Source organism: Ruegeria sp. AM2 (assembly GCF_056540685.1).
Window position 1 is genome coordinate 546,647 of record NZ_JBQFXE010000002.1, and the last position, 25,529, is coordinate 572,175.

The following is a 25,529-nucleotide window of genomic DNA, read 5'->3' on the forward strand; positions in this document are numbered from 1 at the left end:
CAATTGACCGCTTGTGGGGCATCTGTCATTCAATGCTTTCAGGCAGAAGGGCCAGAAACATGAAGGTCATCATTTGCGGTGCCGGTCAGGTCGGCTGGCAGATTGCGCGTCACCTGTCAGGTGAATTGAATGATGTGACCGTGGTTGACAACAACCCCGATCTGGTGCGCCGCGCGACCGAGACGTTGGATGTTCAAGGGATTGCAGGTTTTGCCAGTTATCCCGATGTGCTGGAGCGCGCAGGCGCCCGCGACGCGGATATGATCATCGCGGCGACACACTCGGATGAAGTGAACATGGTCACCTGCCAGATGGCCCATTCCGTGTTCTCGATCCAGCGCAAAATCGCGCGGTTGCGGTCAAAATCGTACCTTGAGGCTATTCACTCGGATCTTTACCGCCGTGATCACCTGCCGATTGACGTGGTGATCAGCCCGGAACGCGAGGTCGCCGCCGCGGCCATGCGTCGCCTGTCGGCCCCGTCGGCGTTTGACACCGAGATATTCATGGACGGCAAGGCTCAGCTTTTGGGTCTGCGGGTCGATGAAGACTGCCCGATTGTAAACACGCCGCTTCGGCAATTGACGGACCTGTTTTCGACGCTCAGCTCGATTGTCGTTGGTGTGCGGCGTGAAGGCACGCTATTCGCGCCAGAGTCCGAAGACCAGCTTTTCGTCGGCGACGAATGTTATGTCTTCACCAACGCAAAGGACGTGGACCGTACTGTCGAAGTCTTTGGCAAAGCGCAGCGCAAGCAGGACAGGGTCGTTATCGTGGGCGGCGGTAACGTGGGCCTCGAAGTGGCTCGATCGCTGGAAGAACGTGAAAGCCGGGTGCGGGCGAAAGTCATCGAACGTGATCGCAGATGTGCGGAACTGGCGGCAGAAGCGTTGGAGCGGACAATTGTGCTGAATGGCGACGGTCTGGACGCTGCTTTGCTGCGCGAGGCCGGCATTGAACGGGCCGACGCGATGCTGGCGGTCACTGACGACGACCGAGCCAATATGCTTGCAGCAGTGCGCGCAAAGGCCGAAGGTTGCGCGCTGGCCATCGCGCTGATCAACGATCCCAGCATGGTTGCGCTGATGGCACCGCTTGGGATTGATGCCTATATCAACCCGCGCGCCACCACTGTTAGTTCGATCCTGCGCCATATCCGGCATGGGCGCGTGCGACAGGTTTATTCCATTGGGGATGCCGAGGCCGAAGTCATTGAGGCCGAAGTCCTCTCTACCTCGCCCATGGCTGGGCAGCGTTTGCGCGATATCGATTTCCCTGAAGGTGTTCTGGTCGGGGCGGTGCGAAAAGGCGATGAGGTCGTTCGCCCGACCGGCAGTCTAAGGATCGAGGAAAAGGACGTCGTCGCCATTTTCGCCATGGCAAATGATGTCCCCGAGGTTGAGCGGCTGATGCAGGTCTCGATCGACTTTTTCTGATGGCACAGGCGCGTGGACAGCAGATCGGGGTGATACGGCGTCTGCCGCTGCTGCTGCTGATCTGGGGCATCACCTCCCTGTCGATGTGGATCCCGGCCGTCTACGCGCTGGCGTTGGACAACCATGCGACCTCGCGGGCGTTCTTTTATTCGGGTTTGCTGGGTCTGTTTTCGGTTGCAATGATCGCGCTGGCGCAAATGAACCGCCACCCGCGTCGGGGAACGTTGGGCCAGCTGGCGGCGTTACTGGCGACGTTTACGGTGCTACCCGTTTTTTTGGCCATACCGCTGCACGATGCATTGGGCACGACGAGCTTTCTGAACGCCTATTTCGATATGGTCAGCGCGTTGACGACAACTGGTGCCAACCTGTTTCCGGACCCCGCGCGCCTGTCAGGTCCACTGCATCTATGGCGCGCGATGGTCGGATGGATGGGCGGTTTGCTGATGTGGATCGCAGCCGCCGCGATCCTTGCGCCCTTGTCTCTGGGCGGGTTTGAAGTCACCGCGCGCGGGCAACCCGGCCGTCCGGTCTCTGGCGTGGCGCAGAGCGAAAAGATGGACCCGCGCGGATTGTTGATCCGCGTGACGCTTACGCTGACGCCGGTTTACGCCGGGCTGACCGCCGTCATTTGCCTTTTGCTTCTGATCGCGGGCGAGCAGGGTCTGACCGCGGTGTGTCACGCGATGTCCACTATGGCAACGTCTGGCATTTCGCCCGTCGGCGGTCTTGACGGGTCAACAGCAGGCCTGACGGGTGAGGCCATCGTGTTTCTGTTTCTGTTCTTTGCTCTATCGCGCCTGACATTTTCAACCGATACGGCGACGACAGGGTATTCGCGTCTGGACAAAGATCCCGAGTTTCGGATCGGAATTTTCATCGTTTTGGCGGTCGCGTCTTTGTTGTTTATTAGAACCTTGGCGGGGATTGCTGAACTGAACGTCCAAGCAACACCGCTTCAGGCGCTCGGTGTTGCCTGGGGCATGGTTTTTACCGTGATGTCTTTTCTGACCACCGCCGGGTTCGAAAGCACCAACTGGAATGACGCGCAACAGCTGTCCGGTCTTGGCACGCCCGGGCTGATCCTCATGGGGCTGGCTTTGGTCGGCGGCGGAGTGGCCACGACTGCCGGAGGGGTCAAGTTGCTGCGCGTCTTCGCGCTCTACCTGAATGGCAAACGCGAGATTGACCGGTTGATTTATCCATCCTCGGTCAGCGGCGAAGGCGGCGGCAACCGCCGTATTCAAAGCGACGGAGCGTTTATCGCCTGGATCTTCCTGATGATGTTTGCGTTGACGCTTGCGGCTTTCAATCTTTTGCTGGCCATGATGGGTGTCGCGTTCGAGCATGCGATGGTCCTGAGCGTGGCCACGCTCAGCACGACCGGGCCGTTGATTGAGCTTGCAACGGATGATCCCATTCGCCTGATCGACCTGTCGCAGCCTGCCAAACTGACATTGTGCGCCGCCATGGTCATCGGACGTTTGGAAACTTTGGCGATTATCGCGTTGATCACGCCTTCTCTGTGGCGGGATTAACCTAGCGTCATCGCATTGTTGTTAGTGCCTGATTTTTCGTCTGGAATATCTGCGCGTGCCGCTTCATAGTACGCCGGAGGGAGCGCGTTGGTCCGCAGCGCGTAGCAAGAACAACGGCGAGATTATAAAAATATGGCTTCGGACAGACAGAATCTGCAGGACGCGTTCCTGAATAACGTACGGAAAGCAAAGGTCCCGGTCACAATTTTCCTGATCAATGGCGTAAAATTGCAGGGTGTCATCACCTGGTTCGACAATTTCTGCGTATTATTGCGCCGCGACGGACAGTCGCAGCTTGTTTACAAGCACGCGATCTCGACCATCATGCCGTCGCAACCGATCAGCCTGTATGAGGGCGAAGACGCCTCTTGATGGAACATGAAAGGATGCGCACCCGCGCTTGGGTGCTGCATCCGGAGATCAAGTCAGATGACCAGCGCCGTGTCCCGGAACCAGCGCTGGAAGAAGCGGTGGCATTGGCTGCCGCTTTGCCCGATTTGGATGTCATCGGATCTGAAATCGTGCGCCTTCAGCGCGCGCAGCCGGGCCTGTTGTTCGGCAGCGGCAAGATCGACGAACTGGCCGAACGGTTGCACGACAGTGAGGTTGAACTGGTTCTGATCGACGGACCAGTGAGTCCGGTCCAGCAGCGCAACCTTGAAAAAGCGTGGAAGGTCAAAATCCTCGACCGGACGGGTCTGATTTTGGAAATTTTCAGCGACCGCGCCCGCACGCGCGAAGGCGTGTTGCAGGTCGAAATGGCCGCGCTCAGCTATCAACGCACGCGACTGGTGCGGGCCTGGACCCACCTTGAGCGGCAGCGGGGTGGATTAGGGTTTGTCGGCGGTCCCGGTGAAACGCAAATCGAGGCCGACCGGCGTGCCATTGACGAACAACTGGTTCGGCTGCGCCGCCAGTTGCAGAAGGTGGTCAAAACCCGAACGCTGCATCGGGCCGCGCGGGCAAAGGTGCCATATCCGATTGTCGCGCTGGTCGGCTATACAAATGCCGGGAAATCGACGCTGTTCAACCGCCTGACCGGGGCCGAAGTTATGGCCAAGGATATGCTATTTGCCACGCTCGACCCAACGATGCGGCGTGTGGAATTGCCAGATGGGCCAGAGGTGATCCTGTCAGATACGGTGGGGTTTATCTCGAACCTCCCCACAGAACTGGTGGCGGCGTTTCGCGCCACACTGGAAGAGGTTTTGGGCGCGGACCTTGTCGTCCATGTGCGCGATATCAGCCATGAGGAATCAGAGGCTCAGGCGCTGGATGTCGAAGCAATCCTGACCTCGTTGGGCGTCGATGAGGAACGCCCGCGCCTGGAGGTCTGGAACAAAATCGACCTGCTGAGTGCCGAAGAGCGCGACGCCGCACTCGCGCGGGCGGAACGCGAACCATCGATCTTTGCCATCTCGGCGGTGACGGGCGAGGGCGTATCACCGCTTCTGTCCCGCATCGCGACGGAATTGCAAGGGGCGCGACACGAAAGCGTGCTAAGCCTTAGCTTCGCCGAGGGTGACAAACGCGCATGGCTATACCGACAGGATGTCGTCAGGTCCGAGGAACAGACGGAAGACGGCTTTGAGATAACGGTTTTCTGGACGGACAAACAGGCAGCCCGGTTCGCCGCAATCTGATCGCTATGCCCCGTCAATCTGTCGCTGATAGCTGTCAGCGTCGAACCAGCCCAATGAGGTCTGAACTTTAAAGTCGGATGTCAGCTCCCACTCTTCCCAACCGCGCGCAACGACATGGTTGCCGGTTTCGGCATGATGGCCTTCAAGCGTCCAGACAAAGATCGCGTGGCTGCCTGCCCAACGCATCATGTCGCAACGCACCTCCAGATCCGGAAATTCCTTGTAGAACCCTTTAACCATCTCGGAAATTGCGGGGCGACCCTGAAGTGGCTCACCTTTGTTGATCGTAATCTGGCCGTCGGGCGCGTAAAATTCCACAACAGCGTCGGGATCGCCAGAGCTCCAGGCTATGGCATAATCCCGCGCAATATTGTTCAAGATGTCTTGAATGCTGGCCAATTTTGCCCCCGGTAACAAATCGTTCGCCATTGGATCGTAGGCAAATGACCCAGCGGCGTCCACGACCGCCGAAAAAAGGGGCGGTGTTTCGCCGAGCAAATCCTAGCGCGGGATTAGGTTCGTAACACCAACAGCAGCGGCGCGCGCCAGGTCAATGTCCAGCGACATCGGGATGTACTCACCCCGCCGCCAAAGCTGTGCCTGATCGTCGTAGTAACGCGACAGGAAGTGGCCGGATTGGCCGGTTGCGGTGATGAACACCGAACTGTCGGGATCCGCAAAGTCATACACGCCGCGATAGCCCGCCCCATGCACGTTTTGGAACGGGTCGGGACCTTCACCCGACGTTCGACCCCGCAGCAGAGTGTTGTCGCCGCCGCTGGTCGATTGGCGAATATTGACGAAGAACCGCAGCACTGGCACTTCGCCCAGAACGGGGTGGTCATGGGTGGCCTGATGCGCATCACCCCAGCGCAGGGATTCAAGCGCACTGCCATAGCGTTCCGAAATCCAAATCAGCGCATCATCCAAAGCCAGGCGCGCCATGTCTGTGCAGGTCTCGACCGGAGCGCTTTGGCGTACATCGCACCAGACGGACGCGCCATCGATGTCGCGATAAACGCGCTCAATAAACAAGGGCTCGACATGCTTGTACTCGGTAGCCAGCGGACCCAACTCATCCGCGATCAACCGGATTTGAAGTGCCCGCAGCCAGGCCGCGTAAATCAGTGGTTCTGGCAGGTGTTCATTCATTTCGCCATTCCAATCCGCCAGCAAAGACAGCGCGATCTGTCGCTGGCGTTCCGGTGTGCCTTCTGGTGCAGACTCACCCGTGTACCAAAGATCGGCGCCGATCAGCGGCAGCAAGGAGCGGGCTGTGAAACTGACTGTGTCCAGTTGTGCTTCGATAAAGCTGTCTCGGGTGTGTACTTCTCGCGATTGCATCAGCCGTTCCCAACGATGGACACGCTGGGTGTCGCCCCACTCGTACGAGACATGGTCGGGAAAGGGCCGGTCGATGATCTTATTGTTGGTGTTTCCAAGAACACCGCCAGCGGGGGCGACAAATTCAGGGTTGTTTGCATAGGGCAGGCGGCCTTGCCAGCGATTGCGGTTCAACCAACCGGGCGTTGGAATGCGGCCGCGGCTTTGATTGTTCAGATCGCGTTGGGGCATCGCGCCGATCAGCTTAAGGCCAATGGTGTCCTTATCAACCAAAGACAGGTTTTGCGACGGGGCGAGGAAGTCTTCGGCGACAGCAATAGCCTGCCGCACCGTATCCGCGTTCATAAGGGCCATCGACGCCGTCATCGATGTGTCACGCGGGCTAAGCGCGCTCCACGAAAGTGAGGCCACATGACCCGGCGGAGTGATCGTTTCCAGATCGTAATGCGTGCCAGGCAGGACAGGGCCGTTCTCGGTCCACCGAAGGGTCAGGGTGATGGGTGCGGCGTCCTTGATCTCAATAATCGAGGGGCGGGTGCGGAATTTCTTGAAGCCATCAGGCGTCAGGTATTCTTCGGGATTGTCCGGGTTCAGACGCTCAATATGGACGTCCTGGTCGTCCAGATACGATGAGGTCAAACCCCATCCCAAACGGTCACTGCGTCCGGTCATCACCGCCGGAATACCCGGAATGGTCGCGCCGATCACACCGCCTTTGGCCAATTCCAACCGGGCCAGGTACCATGTGCCGGGGGCTGTGAACCCGAGATGCGGGTCGTTGGCCAGAAGGGTGCCTCCGCTTGCCGATCGCGAAGGTGCGGCGGACCAGGCATTGCTTGCTCCCGCCAGTCCGCGTTGTGGGAAAGGTGACAAGGGTGTTTCCTGCATAGATGTGCCAGCGGCATAGCGGGGCAGATTCGGAAACAGGGCGGCATATTCTGGCAGCGCGGCGATACCGGGGCCGGGGACATTTGGCAGGATGTCCGAAAGACGGGCGGTATCGTCCAGCATCAGCGAAGTTCGGGCGCGCAGAATTTCGTCTTGCAAATGCCCCGACAGTTGCAGACTCATTAGCTTGATGATCGCCAGACTATCGCCCGGTTGCCACGGCGGAACCGGGGCATTGAACAAGAACATTTCAGGCGCGCCACGTCCCAGCGCCATTTCGTTGATCTCGTTCAGGCGTGCATTCACACCGGCGGCGTATCCCCGCAGCGCTGCCTTGGTGTAGTCGTCCTGCACCTCAACCGAGCGGTGAGCCAGCCCGTACAGGTCGAACCGGCGCAGCAGCTTATCGATATGCACAGTCCTCTGGCCGAAAACCTCGGACAGTCGCCCCTGAGCGGTTCGGCGCAAAACGGTCAATTGCCAAAGCCGGTCCTGTGCATGAGCGTAGCCAAGGCCAAAGAACACGTCAGGGTCGCTTTCGGCCAGAATATGGGGCACGTTGGCGGTGTCTCGGACGATTTCGACCGGGGCATTCAAGCCATCGACTGCAAGCGTTTGGTCATAGTCAGGCAGCGATTGCCCCGCCAGAAAATAGATCAGGCAAATCACTGCGACCACCAGCACGATCAGACCCGTCGTAATTCTAATCAGCCAGCGAAAAACAAGACCCATCGACGCACCATTTCCTGCGGGTTTTCCTGCGTCAAAGACTAGTGGAACGTCCGGCAGATCGAAAGGGGCGAACCACAGTAATTTGCGTCAACCGGGCGAAAAATCAAACCCCGCCACAAGATGTAGCGGGGTCTGAATTCGGGGGTGTTTTATCAGGGAATGATGCGCGTGTATTTCGTACCCTCGACCGTGGCACCGAATTTCAGTCCCGCCTGCCCAAAGACAGCGGCAAGAACTGGTTTGCGCAACGTGTTGGTGTCCGTCGAGATCGATTCACCCGTGGAATCGACCACATAACCGATGTCCGCACCGGCGGTCCAACCGCTTGACCGGCGGAAATCGTTCAGCGCCTCTTCGGTCATGAAGAACAGAATATGCGTGTATTGCTGCGCACCGATCTGTAGCCCGGCACTGCCGGAAACGGCCGAATAATAGTCGACCGTCGCACCTTGAATGCGCAGTGCGCCTTGGCCATAAGCGCCGCCGAAGATAAACCCGGCCTCGGTGATCAGCGGCATTACCAGCATGCCGTTGGCTTTGTCGGCAATCTCAGCCGTATTCGGATAGCGGCTGTACATTTCATTCAATGTCGCATCGACGCGGGCATCAATTGTCGCCGCATTCGAGTTTCCGACACCGTTACCGCAAGCCGCGGTCACGGTCAGACCGGCCATGCCAAAGGCAAAGCCGCGACGGCTTAGTCGGAGAGAAGAGGAACTGCTCATGGTTTTTATGTCTCTGTATATAGCTGCCTGAAGTGTCGGGTGGACCCGATCTTGTGTGCAAGATTACGCCGATTGTGTCCGTCTGTCACGGGAAAGCTGATCCCGCACCGCTGGTAATCGGCAAAAAACCGCGAAAATTATAGGTTTAACCCTGCATCAACCGCGCCACCTCGGGCGCGAAGTAGGTCAGGATGCCGTCGCAGCCTGCGCGTTTGAAGGCCAGCAGGCTTTCCAGCATCACCTTTTCCCCGTCGATCCAACCATTTTGCGCCGCGGCCTGGATCATCGCGTATTCGCCTGAAACCTGATAGGCATAGGTCGGCGCGCCAAACGCGTCCTTTACGCGGCGGCAGATGTCCAGATAGGGCATGCCCGGTTTGATCATCACCATATCCGCGCCTTCTGTCAGATCACGCTCGATCAGTCGCAGCGCTTCATTCGAGTTGGCCGGGTCCATTTGGTAGGTCTTCTTGTCGCCCGTCAGAGCGCCCGACGCGCCGACAGCATCCCGGAACGGGCCGTAGAAAGCGCTGGCGTATTTGGCGGCATAGCTGAGGATCATAACGTTCTGATGGCCGGCCGCCTCCAGCGCCCGTCGCATCTCGCCAATGCGTCCGTCCATCATATCCGACGGCCCGATGATGTCGGCCCCGGCATCCGCTTGCGCCAAAGTCATCTTCACCAATGCTTCGACTGTTTGGTCGTTCACAATCTCGCCATCGACAACGTAACCGTCATGGCCGTTGATGTTGTAGGGATCCAGCGCCACATCTGTCATCACAGCGATGTCGGGCGCGGCGGATTTGATGGCGCGGATCGCCCGGTTCGACAGGTTGTCGGGGTTCCAGGCCTCGGCGCAATCCTCAGTTTTCAAGCTGGGATCGGTATAGGGAAAAATGCAAATCGCCGGGATCCCCAGCGCCTGTGCTTCGACTGCGGCCTGAGCGATCAGGTCGACCGAGCGGCGCATGACACCTGGCATCGAGGGCACGGGCTCTTCTATCCCTTCGCCATCGCGCACGAACACGGGCCAGATCAAATCATCGGTGGTCAGAGTGTTTTCACGCACCAAACCCCGGATCGCTTCGGATTTGCGCGCCCTGCGAAAACGGGTCAGAGGATAGGGGGCTATGGTTGGTTTCATGGCGCGCTCTCCTTGAATATTCCCGCATTGGGTGGCATGAATTGCCGGTAGTCTCAAGGGTAACGATGGACGCGTCTGTGCAAACAGGGTCCCTAAAGACAATGAACAAAGGGCTGACGCTTGGACTTATACTCTTCGATCTTCGAAATCATCGACATGCGCAGCTTTTCGAATCTGTGGTTTTGGATCGGATTGGCAGTTCTGTGGTCCTCGGCCAGCCATTGGGCGATGGGCGTGCCCTATGATCTTGTGGTGCGCGCACGCCGTGTCGGCGGCCAGTCCGAGCAGGATTTGCTGGACATCGCACGGATCAACATGAATCGAATTCTCTACATCGTGGATGTGTCAGGTCTGGCGCTTTTGGCGATCTGCTGTTTCCTGTTTACCGGGCTGGCGACGCTGGGTTTTTACTACGGTGTCGAATTCGCGCAGGCGGTGTTTCTGTTGCTGTTTCCGATGTCCATCGTAATGCTCGTCAATATTGCTGCCGCGCGAAAGATGCAGCGCCAGGAAGCAACGGTGGATGTGGTGTCCAAAACACTGAATCGATGCAGGATATATACGCAAGTTATTGGAATGTTTTCGATTTTGGTGACGTCGCTTTGGGGCATGTATCAGAACTTTACGATTGGTGTTCTGGGTTTGTGACACTGGAAAGGTGAGGTGATGAAGGCTCCGAACCACGTAATAGTTGGCGGCGCCCCCGAGGGGTTTGACGCGCAGCTTGTGCTGAACGAGATCGCCCGGTCGGGCGGTCCGGTCTGCCATGTTGCGCGCGATGACAAGCGGATGGAGGCGATGCGTGCAGCGCTTGCCTTCTTTGCCCCGGACATGCCCGTCTTTGTGTTTCCGGGCTGGGACTGCTTGCCTTACGATCGTGTGTCGCCAAATGCCGACATTGCGGCGGCAAGGGTGGCTACACTGGCGGCGCTGGTGCACCAGATGCCGGATCGGTTCGTATTGCTGACCACGCTGAACGCCGCAACGCAACGTGTGCCGGCACGAGAGGTGCTGCGTGAGTCCGCATTCACTGCGAGGGTTGATCATCGTATAGACGAAAACGCTTTGCGGAACTTTCTGGTCCGCATGGGGTTTACCCAAAGCCCTACGGTGATGGAACCGGGCGACTATGCTGTCCGGGGTGGAATCATCGATATCTTCCCTCCGGGTGAATCCGGTCCCGTGCGGTTGGACCTGTTCGGAGACGTTCTTGATGGTGCGCGGCGGTTCGATCCGGTGTCACAGCGCACGACCGAAAAGCTGGAGGTGGTCGAACTCGCCCCGGTCTCCGAAGTTATCTTGGACGAGGCCGCCATTACTCGGTTTCGCCAGAACTACCGGATCGAGTTTGGCGCTGCGGGCACGGATGACCCGCTGTATGAAGCGGTTAGCGCAGGTCGCAAGCATCAGGGCATCGAGCACTGGCTGCCATTTTTCCACGAAAAGCTGGAGACCCTGTTCGACTACCTTCCCAAAGCCACGATTTCGCTGGACGACCAAGTCACACCAGCACGCTTGGCGCGTTGGGATACGATTGCCGATCAGTATGAAACCCGGCGTCTGGCGCTGGAAAACCGCTCACGCATGGACACGGTTTACAAACCGACGCCGCCGGGGTTGCTGTATCTTGACGAGTCCGCGTGGGAACAGGCGGTGCGCGACCGGCGGGTTCTGCATTTCAGTCCTCTGCCACAGGCGAGCGGGCCAGGAGTGATCGATGCAGGCGGTCGCATTGGGCGCAACTTTGCGCCTGAACGGCAACAGGAAAGTATAAGCTTATTTGGCGCTTTGGCCGCGCATATCACCGATAAGATGGCCAAAGGCCCAGTGTTGATTGCGTCCTATTCCGAGGGCGCGCGCGAACGTCTGACCGGGTTGATCGAAGACGAAGGTCTAGCCGAAGCGATCCCTGTTGGCGATGGCACGCGTATCGGAAAACGGGGTCTTCACCTGGCGGTCTGGGCGCTGGAAAACGGGTTCGAAACGCCCGATCTGACGGTCATAGCCGAACAGGACGTACTGGGTGACCGTCTAATCCGCCAACCCAAGAAACGCCGCAAGGCCGAGAATTTCCTGACCGAGACGCAATCTTTGTCCCCCGGTGATCTGGTGGTCCATGTGGATCATGGCATCGGCCGCTATCAGGGGATGGAAGTTGTCACCGCCGCTGGCGCTGCCCATGAATGCCTGCTGCTGGAATATGCCGAACAGGCGAAACTGTATCTGCCAGTCGAAAACATCGAACTACTCTCGAAATATGGTCACGACGAAGGGTTGCTTGACCGCTTGGGTGGTGGCGCATGGCAGGCCAAGAAAGCCAAGCTGAAAGAACGCATTCGCGAGATGGCGGACAAGTTGATCCGCATCGCCGCCGAACGCGCCTTGCGCAAAGCGCCCGTGATGGACCCGCCGCCCCACGCGTGGGAGGAGTTCAGCGCACGTTTCCCCTATCAGGAAACCGACGACCAGTTGCGGGCCATTGCCGAGGTCATGGAGGACATGCATTCCGGCGCACCGATGGACCGTCTGATCTGCGGTGATGTGGGTTTTGGCAAAACCGAAGTCGCAATGCGCGCCGCTTTTGTTGCCGCCATGTCTGGCGTGCAGGTGGCGGTGATTGCGCCAACCACGCTGTTGGCACGCCAGCACGCGGCCAGCTTCAAAGACCGTTTCCGGGGCTTCCCGCTGGAAGTCCGGCAATTGTCGCGGTTTGTGTCTGCGAAAGAGGCCCAGCAAACCCGCGACGGCCTGGCGCGCGGCACGGTCGATATCGTCATTGGCACCCATGCGCTGCTGGCCAAGGGGATACGGTTTCAAAATCTGGGTCTGTTGATCATCGACGAGGAACAGCATTTCGGTGTCGGCCACAAGGAACGCCTGAAACAACTGCGCAGCGACGTCCACGTCCTGACCCTAACCGCGACGCCGATCCCGCGCACGCTGCAATTGTCCCTGACCGGAGTGCGAGACTTGTCGATCATCGGTACGCCGCCCATCGACCGACTGGCGATCCGCACCTATGTCAGCGAGTTCGACGCGATAACGATCCGTGAGGCGCTGCTGCGCGAGCACTATCGTGGAGGTCAGAGCTTCTACGTGGTCCCGCGTATCTCGGACCTGCCGGAGATTGAGGAATTCCTGAAAGAACAATTGCCGGAACTGACTTATGTGGTCGCGCATGGGCAGATGGCAGCCGGTGAACTCGACGACCGGATGAACGCCTTCTACGACGGCAAATATGATGTTCTGCTGGCGACAACGATTGTCGAAAGCGGGCTGGATATTCCCACCGCAAACACGATGGTTGTGCACCGGGCCGACATGTTCGGCCTAGCGCAGCTGTACCAAATCCGGGGCCGGGTAGGGCGCTCGAAGACCCGTGCCTACGCCTATCTGACCACCAAGCCGCGCGCGCGCCTGACGGCAACTGCCGAGAAACGGTTGCGGGTGCTGGGTTCACTGGACACGCTAGGGGCGGGGTTCACGCTGGCCAGCCAGGACCTTGATATTCGCGGCGCGGGCAACCTGCTGGGCGAAGAACAGTCGGGCCAGATGCGCGACGTGGGCTATGAACTGTATCAGTCGATGCTGGAAGAGGCGATTGCCAAGATCAAAGCGGGTGAGATGGAAGGGCTTTCAGATGCCGATGACCAATGGGCCCCGCAGATCAATCTGGGCGTGCCGGTTTTGATCCCTGAGGATTATGTGCCCGATCTTGACGTGCGTCTTGGCCTCTATCGCCGTCTCTCGTCCCTGTCGACCAAGGTGGAGTTGGAGGGCTTTGCCGCCGAGTTGATTGACCGTTTCGGGACCTTGCCGAAAGAGGTCAATACCCTGATGCTGGTCGTGCGCATCAAGGCCATGTGCAAGCGGGCCGGGATCGCCAAACTGGATGGCGGACCAAAGGGGGCGACGATCCAGTTCCACAACGACAAATACGCGTCACCCCAGGGACTGGTTGAGTTCATTCAGAATCAGCGCGGGCTAGCCAAGGTTAAGGACAACAAGATCGTTGTACGCCGGGACTGGAAGAAAGACAGCGACAAGATCAAAGGCGCATTCGCAATTGCTCGCGATCTGGCCGAGAAGCTGATGGCTGAAAAGAAAAAGGCGAAAGCCTAGTCGCCGGTGACAAAGGTGCAAAGCTGCCAATCGCCGTTTTCCGACTTTGCGATCGCGGCCCGGTAGCCCGTCATGGGGTGCAAAAAGCCCGTCAGAATATGGCCGGCTGTACCATCGGTCAGGCGTATGCTTTGATACTCTTTCTCGGGCTGAAAGTTCGGGACGATGACGACCTCATGGCTTACGAGGGCCAGTATTACTGCCGCTCGAGATGGATTCTGGCGAAGGGTAATACTCTCACCTTGAACGAAGAAGGCCGTGAACGGGTTTAGTGAAGCAGGCAGGGACAATTGCCAGTGATAGGGCATCCAGAACTCACCCTGATCGTCAAAGTATCCGGGTTGAGACAGCGTCTTTTGCAGTTCGGTCCAGTAGAAATCGCTGAGTTCTTCGGCCTCGTCGCGAAAATCTTCGGCTAGGGTTTCCGGAGGAACGGTCAGGTTCAGGCGGAATTCGTCCGGTCCGCCACTGCTGCCGTGGCTGAGGTAGATGTCGGGGCAAGCCGCAGCGACAACGGCGTCCGTGTTTCGGGCGTTTACGTTGTTCAGCAGTTCCGAACGAAACGCCGCCAAAGACGGATCGCGTGGGGCCTCATCAATAGGCGGAAAGGACTGCCGTTGCGCGAACGCGGGGCCACATAGCGCTGCTGCCAAAATCAGCGAGATCACCTTCATTCAGCGGCCCTCATCGCAGCTTGCGCGCAGAAGCACGAGGCCCCGACCACGCGATCCGCGCGGGCAAGGGCAAGGTCCAGCCGTTGTTTGATCAGTTTGATTTCTTCCGTTTCGCCGCGCGCCTTCAGGCAATCGTGCAAGCCCTTCAGGCTCCAGACATTGTCCGGGTGGATCGAAGCGCGGCTGAGTGTTCCGCCCAGACCCAGATCTTCGCGATAGACCTGCTCTGCCTCAACCACATGCCCCTGTTCGAACAACAAAGCCCCCAGCGCGTGGCGTGTTGGCTGCATCCATCCCCAGGGTTCGTCATAGGGTAAGGTATCGTCCAGCTGGACCGAACGGCGCAGATGCTCATAGGCCAGATCGTGATTGCCTTTGCGGTATTCGATCTCGCCCCGCAGCATTTCCTGGGCGATCTGCAAAAGATCGGTAACGCGATTGTTGTGCAGCAGACGCGTTTCGGGAACGCGGGCTTTGGCCGCTAGAAACAATTTCTCTTCAGCTTCAGCCTCGGCAACCTGATCAGTCGCGGCAAAAGCAATCGCGCGCGCGTAGTGAATCGTTGCCGTCAGAGTGCAGAACAGATCCTGATCGTCAGGCAGCGGCAGCGCCTTTGCCTCGGCCCATCTGCCAAAGCGTACCAGGATATGCGGCCCCATGGACATATAGCTTTCAAAATAATCCGCCATCGGAGGACTTTCGATGCGCAACATCTCTTCTGGTGTGGTGTCCCACAGCCCTTGATTGGCGCGCAGCGCTGGTTCCATCTGGCCTAAGAACAGCGCACCATAGATCGCAAAGTGATAATTGTGCTGCCGATAACCGGTATAGATGTTAAAGGCCCCTTCGCGCTCGTAATATTTCAGATCGGCTTCGGTGGCTTTCTCATTCCAATGCACAACGTTTTGGTAGTGGCCGCACAGCACATCGATATGGGTGGGCATGTGAACCAGATGGCCGGCATCCGGTACGAGCGTGCGCAGGACATCCCCGGCTTTCAACGCCTTTTCGGGGGTTGGAGACATCTCCATCAGGTGAACGTAGAGGTGTAACAAACCAGGGTGAGACATGGCGCCCGGATCGTTGGCCATCGCGTCTTCCAACGCCGTTTGCGCCTCTAGCGTTGCAGCGCCCTTGGCGGGTTTTCCGGTCTTCAGATCCCACATTTGCCATGGGGTCAGGTTCAACAGGGCCTCGACGTAAATCGTCCGAAGGTCCAGATCATCCGCCTGATCCGCAAAGGCCGTTCGCATCGCTTCCGCAAAATCGTGGTCCCAACCGTGCATGTCGGCAATTGGCGTGCGCTGAGGGTACCGGGCCGGCAGGGCGCGGATCAACGCCTGCTCAACGGCTGAGCACCCCTGGGCCATAGCCAGTGCCTGTTGTGTTGCGTCATATGCCAGCGCTAAGGATTTTTGTTGGCCGTTATCGTCCCGCAGATCCCAGGGCAGGTTATAGTTCGGACCAGCCGCGTAAGCGACGCCCCAATGGGCCATGGCGCAATTCGGATCGGCCTCGACCGCGCGCTGAAAACAGGCAACTGCCTCGTCATGGTTGTAGCCATAGGTCCAGTTCAGACCCCGATCGAACCAAAGCTGCGCATCGGCGGACGATGTCGTCACCTTGCAACTGTATGCGCCCAAATCGTAATAGTCGCTCATCGATAACTCCCCCCCAGCGATTTGCGGGCAGAGTAACGTGATTCAGCGGCGCTGCACAGGTCAGGCAGGCAGTCTGTTTTCTACCCGGCCCATGTGCAGCATCAAGCTGAAGCCAATGATGCACAAGGTCAGTATCCCGACGGCCAGCGGCGTGATCGACCCATCGAACAGCAGGCCAATGGGTGCCGCAATGGCCGCTGCCAGAACGGTCGCGACCGAACCAATGACCGAGGCCGCCATTCCCGCGATATGACCCATCGGCTCCATCGCGATGGCGTTGAGATTGCCCATGGTGACACCTGCCATGAAGAACACGGCCGTTTGCCATGCGACGAACAGGCCGAACGACGCGTGTGGTGTCAGCGGCATCATATTTGCGATGATGACGCAGAAAGAGATCACGATCTGAGCGCCCAACGCCCAGGTGACCATACGGCGCATGCCTACTCGCACGACCAGTGCCGCATTCAGCAAGCTGGCCGAACCGGACACGAGCGCCACGAACCCGAACCAGAACGGAAAACTGTCAGCCCGGTCGTGGACCACGTCATAAACCGGCTGAACCATCGTCAGCATTGTGAAGAGGATGCCCATGCAAACGGTCTGAACCAGTATCGACAATCGCACGGTGGGATGTGCAAACATCTCTTGCACGGCGGCCATCATCAAGGGCAGGCGGAATGGACGGCGGTTTTCAGGCGGCAGGGACTCGGGCAAGCGTGTCCCCATCCAGACCACAATGATGAGGGCGAACAGTATGAATGAGACAAAAATACCGCGCCAGCCGGTTAATGCGATGACGCCAGCGCCCAACATCGGGGCTGCGGCGGGGACCAGCGTGAATATCATCATCGCGATGGAAATGATCCGCGCCATCTCGCGGCCTGCATAGAGGTCACGGATAACGGCCATTGCCACCACCCGAGGCCCGGCTGCGCCCAAGCCCTGCACAACACGCGCTGCCAGAACCAGTTCCAGTGACGAGCTTGCCCATGCAATGACCGAGGCCAGTATATAAAGACTCGCGCCGCCATAGATCACGGGTTTGCGTCCTACTGCGTCCGAGATCGGACCCGTAAAGAACGTTCCGATTCCCATGCCCAGAACAAATGATGTCAGGATCAATTGTGCTTTGTTCACGTCATCAGGGCTAAGCTGCGCGCCGATTTCCGGCAGCGCAGGCAGCATTGAATCGATCGAAAAGGCGATCGTGGCGAACATCATTGCGACCAGCGCAATGAATTCGCCCCGTGACATGCGACTGGACATGGGGGACTCCTTCCCGATTGCGCTATCACGACATACGCAATGGGGCTAGGTCGAAAAACGCACAGCGTTCTGTGCTATTCTGCAGGGGAAGCCTCAGACTGAGACGTGATCTCTTCGATCACTTTTGCCCATAATTCAGGAGGTTGCGCGCCGGGAACCGCATGCTGATTTGCAACAATGAACGTTGGCACCGAGCTGATCCCCATCTTGCGGGAATGGCTGTCGCGGTCCTTGATGTCTGCTCGGTCAGCGTCTGATCTCAGCAGTTTCAGCACAACGGCCGCATCCATTCCAATGCCGTCTGCAATGTCGGCCAGAACCTCGTGATCCCCGATATCACGGGCCTCGACGAAATAGGCGTTGAACAGGGCATCGACTGCCGCGTTCTGCTTGCCTTCGATCCCGGCCCAATGGATCAGGCGATGGGCGTCCAAAGTGTTGGGCGTGCGCTTCATGCCCTCAAAGTCGATTTTGAGGCCTGCGTTTTCGGCATGCTCCACCACCGGAGCATAGGCCCGCACCGCACCGTCCTTGCCGCCGAACTTTCGCTCTAGATATTCGCGGCGGTCCATGCCTTCATCGGGCATATCAGGATTCAACTGAAACGGATGCCACTCTATTACGAAAGGATGGTCAGGTACGGCAGCCAACGCCTTGTCCAAATGGGTTTTGCCGATGTAGCACCACGGGCAGATTGGATCGGACATGATGTCGAGCTTGACGGTCTGGGTCATTCGGGGGTCGCCTTGAAATAGGCCGGCAGGGCACGGCGCAGGAGTTTGCCATTGCCTCCGGTGGGCAACGCGGACAAGTGAACAAAGGCGCGCGGCTGTTTGTAGCGGGCCAGTTTGTCAGACACATAGGTGCGCAAGTCGGCCTCGTCCAGCTTTTCAGGGCCGGTATAGAAGGCGGCGATAACATAAGTGTCTGGTTTGATCTCGACGGCAGCGGCACCTGCCTGGGTAATGCCTGGGTGATGGGACAGAACGTTTTCGACCTCAACCGGTGAGACACGATAGCCTCCGGCGTTCATCATGTCGTCGTCGCGGCCCAAATAGGTGATCTGGCCGTCTATCGCCATTGCACCTTGATCCCCGGTTAGAAACCAATCCCCTTGCATCCGCGCTTCAGCCTCATCCGAGGCGTTAAGATAGGTCAACATCAGACCGGGGTCAGAGCGATGGACTGCAATGGTGCCCTCTTGCCCTTGCGGAACTGGCCCCTCAGGCCCCAAGATCGCCACCCGTCGCCCCGGCTGTGGTTGCCCCAGCGCGTCTCCGCGTGCTGGATGAGCCGGGCTGGACGAAATGAAGGTCGAACATTCCGACATACCGTAGGCCTCGAATAGCTCGGTGCCTGTGACATCGTCCCAGCGCTGATGCAGGGCGCGGGACAGCTTCTCGCCTGCGGTCAGGCCATGTCGAAGGTCGGGTAAATTGATCCGATCCTGCGTATCGAGCATCTTGCGATAGACGCCGGGCGCGGCAGCAAAAATGGTGGCGCGGTGCTTGCGCAGCAGGGCTGGAAGGTCGTCGATATCTGTTCCCGGTTCCGGGATCAGAGCGGTTGCGCCCATGGCCCAAGGGTCCATCAATCCGGTGCCCAGAGTATATGTCCAATTGAACGCGCCCGCGTGGCACAGCCTGTCGGACGGGCGCAAGCCATACCATCCATCCACCATCATCTGACGCGCCCAGATCGCCCTGTGCGCGTGCGCCACCGCGCGCGGGCGGCCCGAGGTGCCAGAGGTGTAGACGACATAGGCCAGCCGATCCGGATCTCCGAATTCATACGCGGCGGGCGTCAGTTTGCGCATGGCCCTGAGGTCACCAAGATCGAATTGCAGCGGATGCGGTGCACATTGGACTGTTGGGTCACGCAAGATCGCGGCGGGCGCCAATTCATCTATCATACGCGCCGTTTCCGGTTCGGTTAGCTGCGATGATGTTGGCACCGGAACCACGCCGACGGCGATGGCCCCAAGATATGCGATTGGGAAATCGACCGTATTTCCAAGCCGCATCAGCACGATGTCGCCCGAGCGCAGACCCCCTTGCAACAGACCTGTACCGGTCGCCAAAATCGCGGCCTCAAGGGCGGAATAGCTCCAGTTTTCCGCGACGCGCGAGCCTAGTACCGACAGAGCTGTCTTGTCCGCATTGTCCTTGGCGTGGCGCAGAACATGCGACGTCAAATTGAAAGGGGTTGGGCAGGGCGGGGGTGGACCCTGATCAAATATCGACAACATTCTGACTGGCTACCTGCGCCCCGAGCGCGTTGCAAGCCCGGTGCTGTCGTCCTATAGAGTGGCGCATGACCAGTCGAGATCACAATTCCATCGTGCGGATCGCCCGCGACAATGGCGTAAACACCGAGTTGGAACCCGTTGACCTGGGCGCGCGCGTACGCGAGTTGCGCAAAGCCCGGCAATGGACGCTGGAACAGGCGGCCAGCCAGGCGGGGTTGGCGCGGTCCACTCTCAGCAAGATCGAAAACGGTCAGATGTCGCCAACCTATGACGCACTCAAAAAGCTGGCCGTCGGGTTGGAGATCTCGGTGCCGCAGCTGTTCACCCCGCCACAACGCGATCAGGTGATTGGGCGAATGGCGGTGACCAAAATGGGCGAGGGCACTGCCCATCCGACCACGACCTATGAACATGAGCTGCTGGCCGAAACGCTAACCAAAAAGCAGATGCTGCCCTACCGCGCCAGGGTGCGCGCGCGCTCAATGGATGAGTTTGATGGATGGGTGCGTCACGATGGGGAAGAGTTCCTGTATGTCCTGACCGGTGTTGTGCGTCTGTTTACCGAGTTCTATGAACCCGTCGAAATGCGTCGCGGCGACAGCGCGTATTACGACGGCAGCATGGGGCACAACGTCATCTCGGTCAGTGACGAGGATGCGACAATTCTGTGGGTGACTTCGCTGGCGTGAACGATCAGCCGGCTTCGCGTTTCAGGCCTTCGATAAACAGAAAGTCCTCAAGCTCTTCCCGCGCTTCGTTCACGGTCAACTGGTGACGCTCGGCAAGACAGGCTTCGAACTGCTTCCGATCCTTCGGGAACAGAGCCAGATCTTTGTCACACAGGTTCGGAAACCGACGTTTCGCGCGCGCATAGGACGCGCCCCAATCTTGTGTCAGGTCATTCCAGTTCAACATCTGCGAGCCTCCCTTTTCGGGTTTCAGGATTGCTCTCCCCCTGATAGGGTACGGATGCTGCGTGCTCGTCGCGGACATGACAAAATGTCGCACCGTGTAAATCATGTGTAATATGCTGAAATTCATGACATTGAATGCAAAGAATTGCGCCTAAGGGCGCTGGTATTGCAGTGTGGCATGCGACAGTTTCTCCAGGTTTCACGCGTGAAGTTGGAAAATATGACCTTCAAATGCAGATTTTGACAGCAAAAATGAATTCGGCGCACAAAGGCTAGATCGCGCAGTGTGGCTTACCAGATCAGGCTTGTGGTCGTTTTGCTAACATTCTCATTTTATAGGGTGGTGGACTGGATTTAGCGGGTCGCACGGCTCCATGATCAATATATTGCGAATTTGATGTATGTGCCGAAATCCGCCTAACGCTGAGGGTGGCAGTGGTCGGAGTGTCGTACTTCATCGATGTGACCGACTCTGGGGCTGTGGGAATCGGACAAAATACAATACCCGCCAAACCGTTATCAAAGCCGATCAGGCGAGCCGTCGCCATTGACTGCATCAGGTCTTGGTCCAGCGACTTGCGCTTAGTCCTGATACCACCAGACCTGTGGCATGTATTCCGGGCCGTCGCCGTAAATCGGCAGCGTCTCGGGTTGCCGAAGTTCCTTGGCGTGCGCAATCCGTCCGACATCGAAGTTCCAGATCGGGATGACGTACCGCCCTGCGGTTAGGACGCGATCCAGCGCGCGGGTGGCCGAGACGAAATCTTCGCGGCTTTCAGACGCCAGCATGGCATCGATCATCCCGTCAACCGCAGGCGATGCGACACCCATCAAATTCCGGGTTCCGGGCGTGTCGGCGTTTTCGCTGCCCCAGTACAAACGTTGTTCGTTGCCAGGCGACAGAGACAGCGCCCGGCGGAAAAAGGTCATGTCGAAATCCAGCTCGGACGTTCTTCCGTTGAACTGCGCGCTGTCCACCACGTCGGTTGTCACCTGAATGCCCAGACGCTCTAGCGCGCGCGAGTAAATTTCGATCGCAGTCTGATTGTCCGTGTCACCCTGTTGCAGCAAGATGTTCATCTTGAACGGGTCACCTGCCTGATTGCGCAGAACACCGTCCTGAATGGTCCACCCTGCCTCGGCCAGCAGGTTTGTGGCCTTGCGGATGTTGGCGCGGTTGCGGGCCGATCCGTCGCCTTCGGGCGGGGTGTAGCCTTCCAGCGTTCCCGGCGGCAGGTCAGCGGCGTAGGGCAACAACAGCTCTTCGACCCGGCCACTGGCAGCGCCGGGTTCCATCGCGAGGCCGGAGCCAGAGAAATAGGACGTGATCCGCGGCTGCGCGCCACCGGTGATCGTGTCGTTGATGAATTCAAAATTGAAGGCCAGAGTCAGTGCCTCGCGCACGCGCCAATCGTCGAACAGAGCCTTTCGGGTGTTCATCACAAAGCCGGTCATCCCGGATGGCTTTCCATGCGGGATTTCGGTCTTGATGACATCGCCACGCTGAACGGCAGGAAAGTCGTATTGCGTTGCCCATTTGTCGGCGTTGAATTCGCGCACGGCGGTCAGTTCACCGGCCTTGAACGCTTCAAACTGGACAGTGCCGTCGCCGTAGAACTCGATCCGCATTTCGTCGAGGTTGTTGGTCCCTTTCCGGAACGGAACATCCGCGCCCCAATATTCGGTGTTGCGGCGAAGATTCACAAAGCGCCCGGCCTCATAGTCATCAATCACATAAGGCCCGGTGCCGATAGGAAAGTCGTGCAACTCAGCATTGGCGAAGTCTTTGCCTTCCCACTGTGCTTTTTGCAGGATCGGTCGCATTCCAGCGATCAGGGCCAATTCCCGGTCCGGTTCGTTGAAGGTGATCCGCACGGACCGAGGGCCGGTCTGTTCAATGCTGTCGATCTTGTCCCACAGCCCGCGATAACGCAGATGGCCTTCTGTCCCCAAAGTCTCGTATGACCAGATCACGTCATCGACAGTGACCGGGCTTCCGTCCGAGAATCGAGCGCCTTCACGCAGGGTAAATTCGACCCAGGATCGGTCCTCAGCTGTCTCAACTGATTCGGCTAACAACCCGTAAAGAGTGAAAGGTTCGTCCCAGGACCGACCCATCAGGCTCTCATGTGTCCAAAATCGCAACTGCCACGGTGAGGTGCCTTTTTGCACGAACGGGTTCAAACTGTTATAGCCGCCAGTATTTCCGAATACGACTTTGCCGCCTTTGGGCGCATCCGGGTTCACATATGGCAGTGACACAAAATCCGGTGGTAGAGCCGGGTCACCGTACATAGCTATGCCATGTGCCGATTCTGCGTTAGCGATAGCAGCAGAAAAAACGCAGGTGATTCCCGCGATCAAAGGACGAACGGGGCGGAGAAAATCGGGGCTCATTTTGGAAACAATCCTGCTCTGGCCTTATTTTGTTGGGATTCACCGTAGCGATGATTTTTCTTATTATCAAACTTTTAGCTTGGATGGAGGCGTGGAATTGCTTATAAAGGTTGCACTGCTCGATAGGTTTCTTGCCTGTATGAAACCTGCCTCAATAACTTAACGCCCGCTTCGTGCGGGCGTTTTTTTGTGCGCCGGTTGCCGCTGCGGCAACGCCCAGATCATTCCCCGTTTTCTTTGCAGGTGCAGCATGGCACTGTGACCGCGAAAAGGACTCAGAGGGAGAGTGGTCATGAGCGTGGCGGGCAAAACAGCGGTCATCACGGGGTCGAATTCCGGCATTGGATTGGGGGTTGCCCGGGAACTGGCAAAGGCCGGTGCGAATGTGGTTCTGAATTCATTCACCGATCGCGATGAGGATCACGCTCTGGCTGCCGAGATCGCGGCAGAGACCGGGACCAAGGCGCGCTACATCAAGGCGGACATGTCCAAGGGCGATGAATGTCGTGCGTTGATCGAACAGGCGGGGACCTGCGACATCCTGGTGAACAACGCGGGGATTCAGCATGTCTCACCCATCGATCAATTTCCGGTGGACAAATGGGATGCGATCATTGCGATCAACATGAACTCGGCCTTTCACACAACAGCGGCGGCATTGCCGATGATGCGCGCGGCTGGCTGGGGGCGGGTGGTCAACATCGCCTCGGCCCATGGGCTGACGGCGTCGCCGTACAAGGCGGCCTATATCGCCGCCAAGCATGGTGTAGTCGGGATGACTAAAACCGTCGCGCTAGAGACGGCTCAGGAGCCGATCACCTGCAACGCCATCTGCCCCGGATATGTGCTGACGCCGTTGGTCGATGCACAGATCCCGAATACCATGAAGGAATACAATATGAGCCGAGAGGACGTGGTAAGAAACGTCCTGCTTGAGCGCCAGCCTTCCAAGGAGTTTGCAACGGTCGAGCAGTTGGGCGGCACCACGGTTTTCCTGTGCTCGGATGCGGCAGCGCAAATCACCGGGACGACGATTTCCGTGGACGGAGGCTGGACCGCTCTTTGAACGGAGGGGCGCAATGAAACGGATCAATCTGGCATTGCAGGGCGGTGGCGCGCACGGAGCATTTACCTGGGGCGTGTTGGACCGGTTTTTGGACGAAGAGGATGTTGAGGTTGCGGCCATTACCGGCACTTCGGCGGGCGCGCTGAACGGGGCTGCGTTCAAATCGGGGATGGTACAAGGCGGGCGCGAGGGTGCGCGTGCCAACCTGAGTCAGCTTTGGGCGCAGATGGGCGCGGTAGGCGACATGCGCCTTGCCAATTGGATGCAAGCATTTGAGCCTGCTCAGATCGCACAGGCAATGGAGTATTCGTTGCCGTTTTCAGTTGGCGATGCATGGTCGCGGCTGGTGTCCCCTTATGCCTATGGCCCGTTTTATCGCAATCCATTGGAACCGGTGGTGGACAAGTTCAACTTTGAACAGATTTGTGCCGACGAAGGCCCCAACTTGTATGTCTGTGCCACCTGTGTGCGCAGCGGCAAGATACGGGTGTTCACCGGGGCAGAGGTTTCTACTGACGCGATTTTGGCCTCGGCTTGTTTGCCCAATCTTTTTCAGGCGGTTGAGATATTCGACCCAAAATCCGGGCGGACCGAAGCTTATTGGGATGGCGGGTATACCGGCAACCCAGCCCTTTATCCTCTGTTCAACAAGGATTTGCCCGACGACGTTGTCATCGTGAACATCAATCCTTTGGAACGCGATGAGGTGCCGAAGACCCCTCAGCAGATACAAAACCGGATCAATGAGATCAGTTTTAACTCATCTCTGTTTCGCGAGTTGCGGGCGATCAGTTTTGTGCAGCGCCTTCTGGCTGAAGGAAAGCTGCAAGCGGGCGAGATGAGCCGGGTTCTGGTGCACATGGTCGCCGACGACGAACTGATGAACGATCTGTCTGTGGCGACAAAAACGGTGCCGAACCCTGTCATTTTGCACAAGTTAAAGGATGCTGGCCGCGCAGCAGCGGATCAGTTTCTTACCGATCACAAAGACGACTTGGGGCAAAAAAGCACCGTCAACCTACCCGAAATGTTCGGCTGATCACTCGGGCGGCTGTGTCGGGTCCTTGTCGTTGGGATAGACCAGCCCCGCCGAGATAACCAATTTGGCCGCATCTTCAATCGACATATCCAGCAGGATCACGTCCTCTTCTGGAAAGAATAACAGGAAGCCGGATGTTGGGTTCGGTGTGGTTGGAACAAACACACTCAGCAAACCACCGGACGTTTCTGCACGTTCGCTGACTTCTCCCTTGGCCGTGGTCGAAACGAACCCGATCGCCCAGATGCCGCGGCGGGGATATTGGATCAGGCAGGCTTTTTCAAAGGACCGTTCCGTCTGTGCAAACACAGTTTCCGAAATTTGCTTGATCCCGGAATAAACAGAACGGACAACCGGCATCCGGTTCACAAGGCTTTCGGCAAAGTGGATCAGCGACCGACCCAGAATACCCTTGGCGACCCAACCGACCATGACCGTGAAGATCAGGAAGATGATGACGCCGACGCCACGCAGGTTGATGCCGACATACTGATGCGGCTGAAACTGCTGTGGGATCAGAGGCAGAACAGCGCTGTCGATCCAGCCAACCACAGACCAGATCAGCCATATCGTCAGCCATACCGGCGCAATGACAACGATACCCGTCAGAAAAGACGCGCGAAGACCGGCGAGCAGACCAGGTCGGCGATTGGGTTCTTCGTCAAACGGCGTGTTCATTGTCGTCCTGA

21 protein-coding genes are annotated in these 25,529 nt (G+C 58.1%); 9 read left to right on the forward strand and 12 right to left on the reverse strand.

Translation table 11 applies throughout. The features are described from left to right. Positions 1-59 precede the first annotated feature (59 nt). The 4 genes from trkA (at position 60) to hflX (ending at position 4,617) form a co-directional block, all read left to right on the forward strand. Positions 60-1,436 carry a Trk system potassium transporter TrkA gene (gene trkA / locus ACR0CR_RS08300; RefSeq protein ID WP_480598132.1) on the forward strand — a complete coding sequence of 459 codons (1,377 nt, stop codon included), beginning with the start codon at positions 60-62 and terminating at the stop codon, positions 1,434-1,436. Beyond that, positions 1,436-2,974, forward strand: a complete 1,539-nt coding sequence (locus ACR0CR_RS08305; RefSeq protein ID WP_480598133.1) for a TrkH family potassium uptake protein — start codon at positions 1,436-1,438, stop codon at positions 2,972-2,974. Before trkA ends, ACR0CR_RS08305 begins: the two co-directional genes overlap by 1 nt. Before the next feature lie 132 nt (positions 2,975-3,106). Continuing rightward, positions 3,107-3,346, forward strand: a complete 240-nt coding sequence (gene hfq, locus ACR0CR_RS08310) for an RNA chaperone Hfq (protein WP_010440340.1) — start codon at positions 3,107-3,109, stop codon at positions 3,344-3,346. Further along, entirely contained in the window at positions 3,346-4,617 is a 1,272-nt protein-coding gene (hflX, locus tag ACR0CR_RS08315; protein ID WP_480598134.1) for a GTPase HflX, read from the forward strand. The genes hfq and hflX overlap by 1 nt, the downstream gene beginning before the upstream one ends. Before the next feature lie 3 nt (positions 4,618-4,620). Here hflX and ACR0CR_RS08320 read toward each other — a convergent pair whose 3' ends face one another. The 4 genes from ACR0CR_RS08320 to hemB all read right to left on the reverse strand — a co-directional run bounded on the left by ACR0CR_RS08320 (position 4,621) and on the right by hemB (position 9,450). Beyond that, positions 4,621-5,016: a nuclear transport factor 2 family protein gene (locus ACR0CR_RS08320; protein ID WP_480598135.1), complete on the reverse strand. Its 396-nt coding sequence runs from the start codon at positions 5,014-5,016 to the stop codon at positions 4,621-4,623. A gap of 102 nt (positions 5,017-5,118) precedes the next feature. Continuing rightward, positions 5,119-7,581 carry a penicillin acylase family protein gene (locus tag ACR0CR_RS08325; RefSeq protein ID WP_480598136.1) on the reverse strand — a complete coding sequence of 821 codons (2,463 nt, stop codon included), beginning with the start codon at positions 7,579-7,581 and terminating at the stop codon, positions 5,119-5,121. Between the two features lie 152 nt (positions 7,582-7,733). Then, a complete protein-coding gene (locus ACR0CR_RS08330) occupies positions 7,734-8,306 on the reverse strand; it encodes a lipid-binding SYLF domain-containing protein (RefSeq protein WP_480598137.1) in 573 nt (190 codons plus the stop codon). 145 nt (positions 8,307-8,451) lie between these two features. Next, positions 8,452-9,450 (reverse strand): porphobilinogen synthase, encoded by a 999-nt coding sequence (gene hemB / locus ACR0CR_RS08335; RefSeq protein ID WP_480598138.1) that lies wholly within the window; start codon positions 9,448-9,450, stop codon positions 8,452-8,454. 120 nt (positions 9,451-9,570) lie between these two features. Between hemB and ACR0CR_RS08340 the strand changes: the two genes are divergently transcribed. Together ACR0CR_RS08340 and mfd are read left to right on the forward strand one after the other, a co-directional pair. Beyond that, complete coding sequence (locus tag ACR0CR_RS08340; RefSeq protein WP_480598139.1) at positions 9,571-10,098, forward strand: component of SufBCD complex; 528 nt, start codon at positions 9,571-9,573, stop codon at positions 10,096-10,098. Positions 10,099-10,116: 18 nt separating this feature from the next. Beyond that, on the forward strand, positions 10,117-13,572 hold the full coding sequence (gene mfd / locus ACR0CR_RS08345) for a transcription-repair coupling factor (protein WP_480598140.1): 3,456 nt from the start codon (positions 10,117-10,119) through the stop codon (positions 13,570-13,572). Here mfd and ACR0CR_RS08350 read toward each other — a convergent pair. The 5 genes from ACR0CR_RS08350 to ACR0CR_RS08370 all read right to left on the reverse strand — a co-directional run bounded on the left by ACR0CR_RS08350 (position 13,569) and on the right by ACR0CR_RS08370 (position 19,424). Then, a complete protein-coding gene (locus tag ACR0CR_RS08350) occupies positions 13,569-14,246 on the reverse strand; it encodes an SH3 domain-containing protein (RefSeq protein WP_480598141.1) in 678 nt (225 codons plus the stop codon). The two genes, mfd and ACR0CR_RS08350, sit on opposite strands and share 4 nt — an antisense overlap. Continuing rightward, positions 14,243-15,907, reverse strand: a complete 1,665-nt coding sequence (locus tag ACR0CR_RS08355) for a hypothetical protein (protein WP_480598143.1) — start codon at positions 15,905-15,907, stop codon at positions 14,243-14,245. Before ACR0CR_RS08355 ends, ACR0CR_RS08350 begins: the two co-directional genes overlap by 4 nt. Before the next feature lie 60 nt (positions 15,908-15,967). Next, positions 15,968-17,176 (reverse strand): multidrug effflux MFS transporter, encoded by a 1,209-nt coding sequence (locus ACR0CR_RS08360; protein ID WP_480598144.1) that lies wholly within the window; start codon positions 17,174-17,176, stop codon positions 15,968-15,970. Positions 17,177-17,250: 74 nt separating this feature from the next. After that, complete coding sequence (locus tag ACR0CR_RS08365; protein ID WP_480598145.1) at positions 17,251-17,910, reverse strand: DsbA family oxidoreductase; 660 nt, start codon at positions 17,908-17,910, stop codon at positions 17,251-17,253. Then, positions 17,907-19,424: a class I adenylate-forming enzyme family protein gene (locus ACR0CR_RS08370; RefSeq protein ID WP_480598146.1), complete on the reverse strand. Its 1,518-nt coding sequence runs from the start codon at positions 19,422-19,424 to the stop codon at positions 17,907-17,909. The genes ACR0CR_RS08365 and ACR0CR_RS08370 overlap by 4 nt, the downstream gene beginning before the upstream one ends. Positions 19,425-19,489: 65 nt before the next feature. Here ACR0CR_RS08370 and ACR0CR_RS08375 point away from each other — a divergent pair, with 65 nt between their 5' ends. Beyond that, positions 19,490-20,113: a helix-turn-helix domain-containing protein gene (locus tag ACR0CR_RS08375; protein ID WP_480598147.1), complete on the forward strand. Its 624-nt coding sequence runs from the start codon at positions 19,490-19,492 to the stop codon at positions 20,111-20,113. A 4-nt stretch (positions 20,114-20,117) separates the two neighbouring features. Here ACR0CR_RS08375 and ACR0CR_RS08380 read toward each other — a convergent pair whose 3' ends face one another. Both ACR0CR_RS08380 and ACR0CR_RS08385 read right to left on the reverse strand, forming a co-directional pair. Then, complete coding sequence (locus ACR0CR_RS08380; RefSeq protein WP_480598148.1) at positions 20,118-20,339, reverse strand: hypothetical protein; 222 nt, start codon at positions 20,337-20,339, stop codon at positions 20,118-20,120. Between the two features lie 581 nt (positions 20,340-20,920). Beyond that, positions 20,921-22,735 (reverse strand): extracellular solute-binding protein, encoded by a 1,815-nt coding sequence (locus ACR0CR_RS08385; protein ID WP_480598149.1) that lies wholly within the window; start codon positions 22,733-22,735, stop codon positions 20,921-20,923. Between the two features lie 292 nt (positions 22,736-23,027). On the opposite strand from ACR0CR_RS08385, the gene ACR0CR_RS08390 reads away from it, so the two are divergent. Next, positions 23,028-23,801: a 3-hydroxybutyrate dehydrogenase gene (locus ACR0CR_RS08390; RefSeq protein WP_480598150.1), complete on the forward strand. Its 774-nt coding sequence runs from the start codon at positions 23,028-23,030 to the stop codon at positions 23,799-23,801. A gap of 13 nt (positions 23,802-23,814) precedes the next feature. After that, the gene (locus tag ACR0CR_RS08395) at positions 23,815-24,840 is read left to right on the forward strand and encodes a patatin-like phospholipase family protein (RefSeq protein WP_480598151.1); all 1,026 of its coding nucleotides are present in this window, start codon (positions 23,815-23,817) and stop codon (positions 24,838-24,840) included. Here the strand turns inward: ACR0CR_RS08395 and ACR0CR_RS08400 are convergent, their stop codons facing one another. Next, positions 24,841-25,518 (reverse strand): DUF502 domain-containing protein, encoded by a 678-nt coding sequence (locus ACR0CR_RS08400; RefSeq protein WP_480598152.1) that lies wholly within the window; start codon positions 25,516-25,518, stop codon positions 24,841-24,843. Between the last annotated feature and the right edge of the window lie 11 nt (positions 25,519-25,529).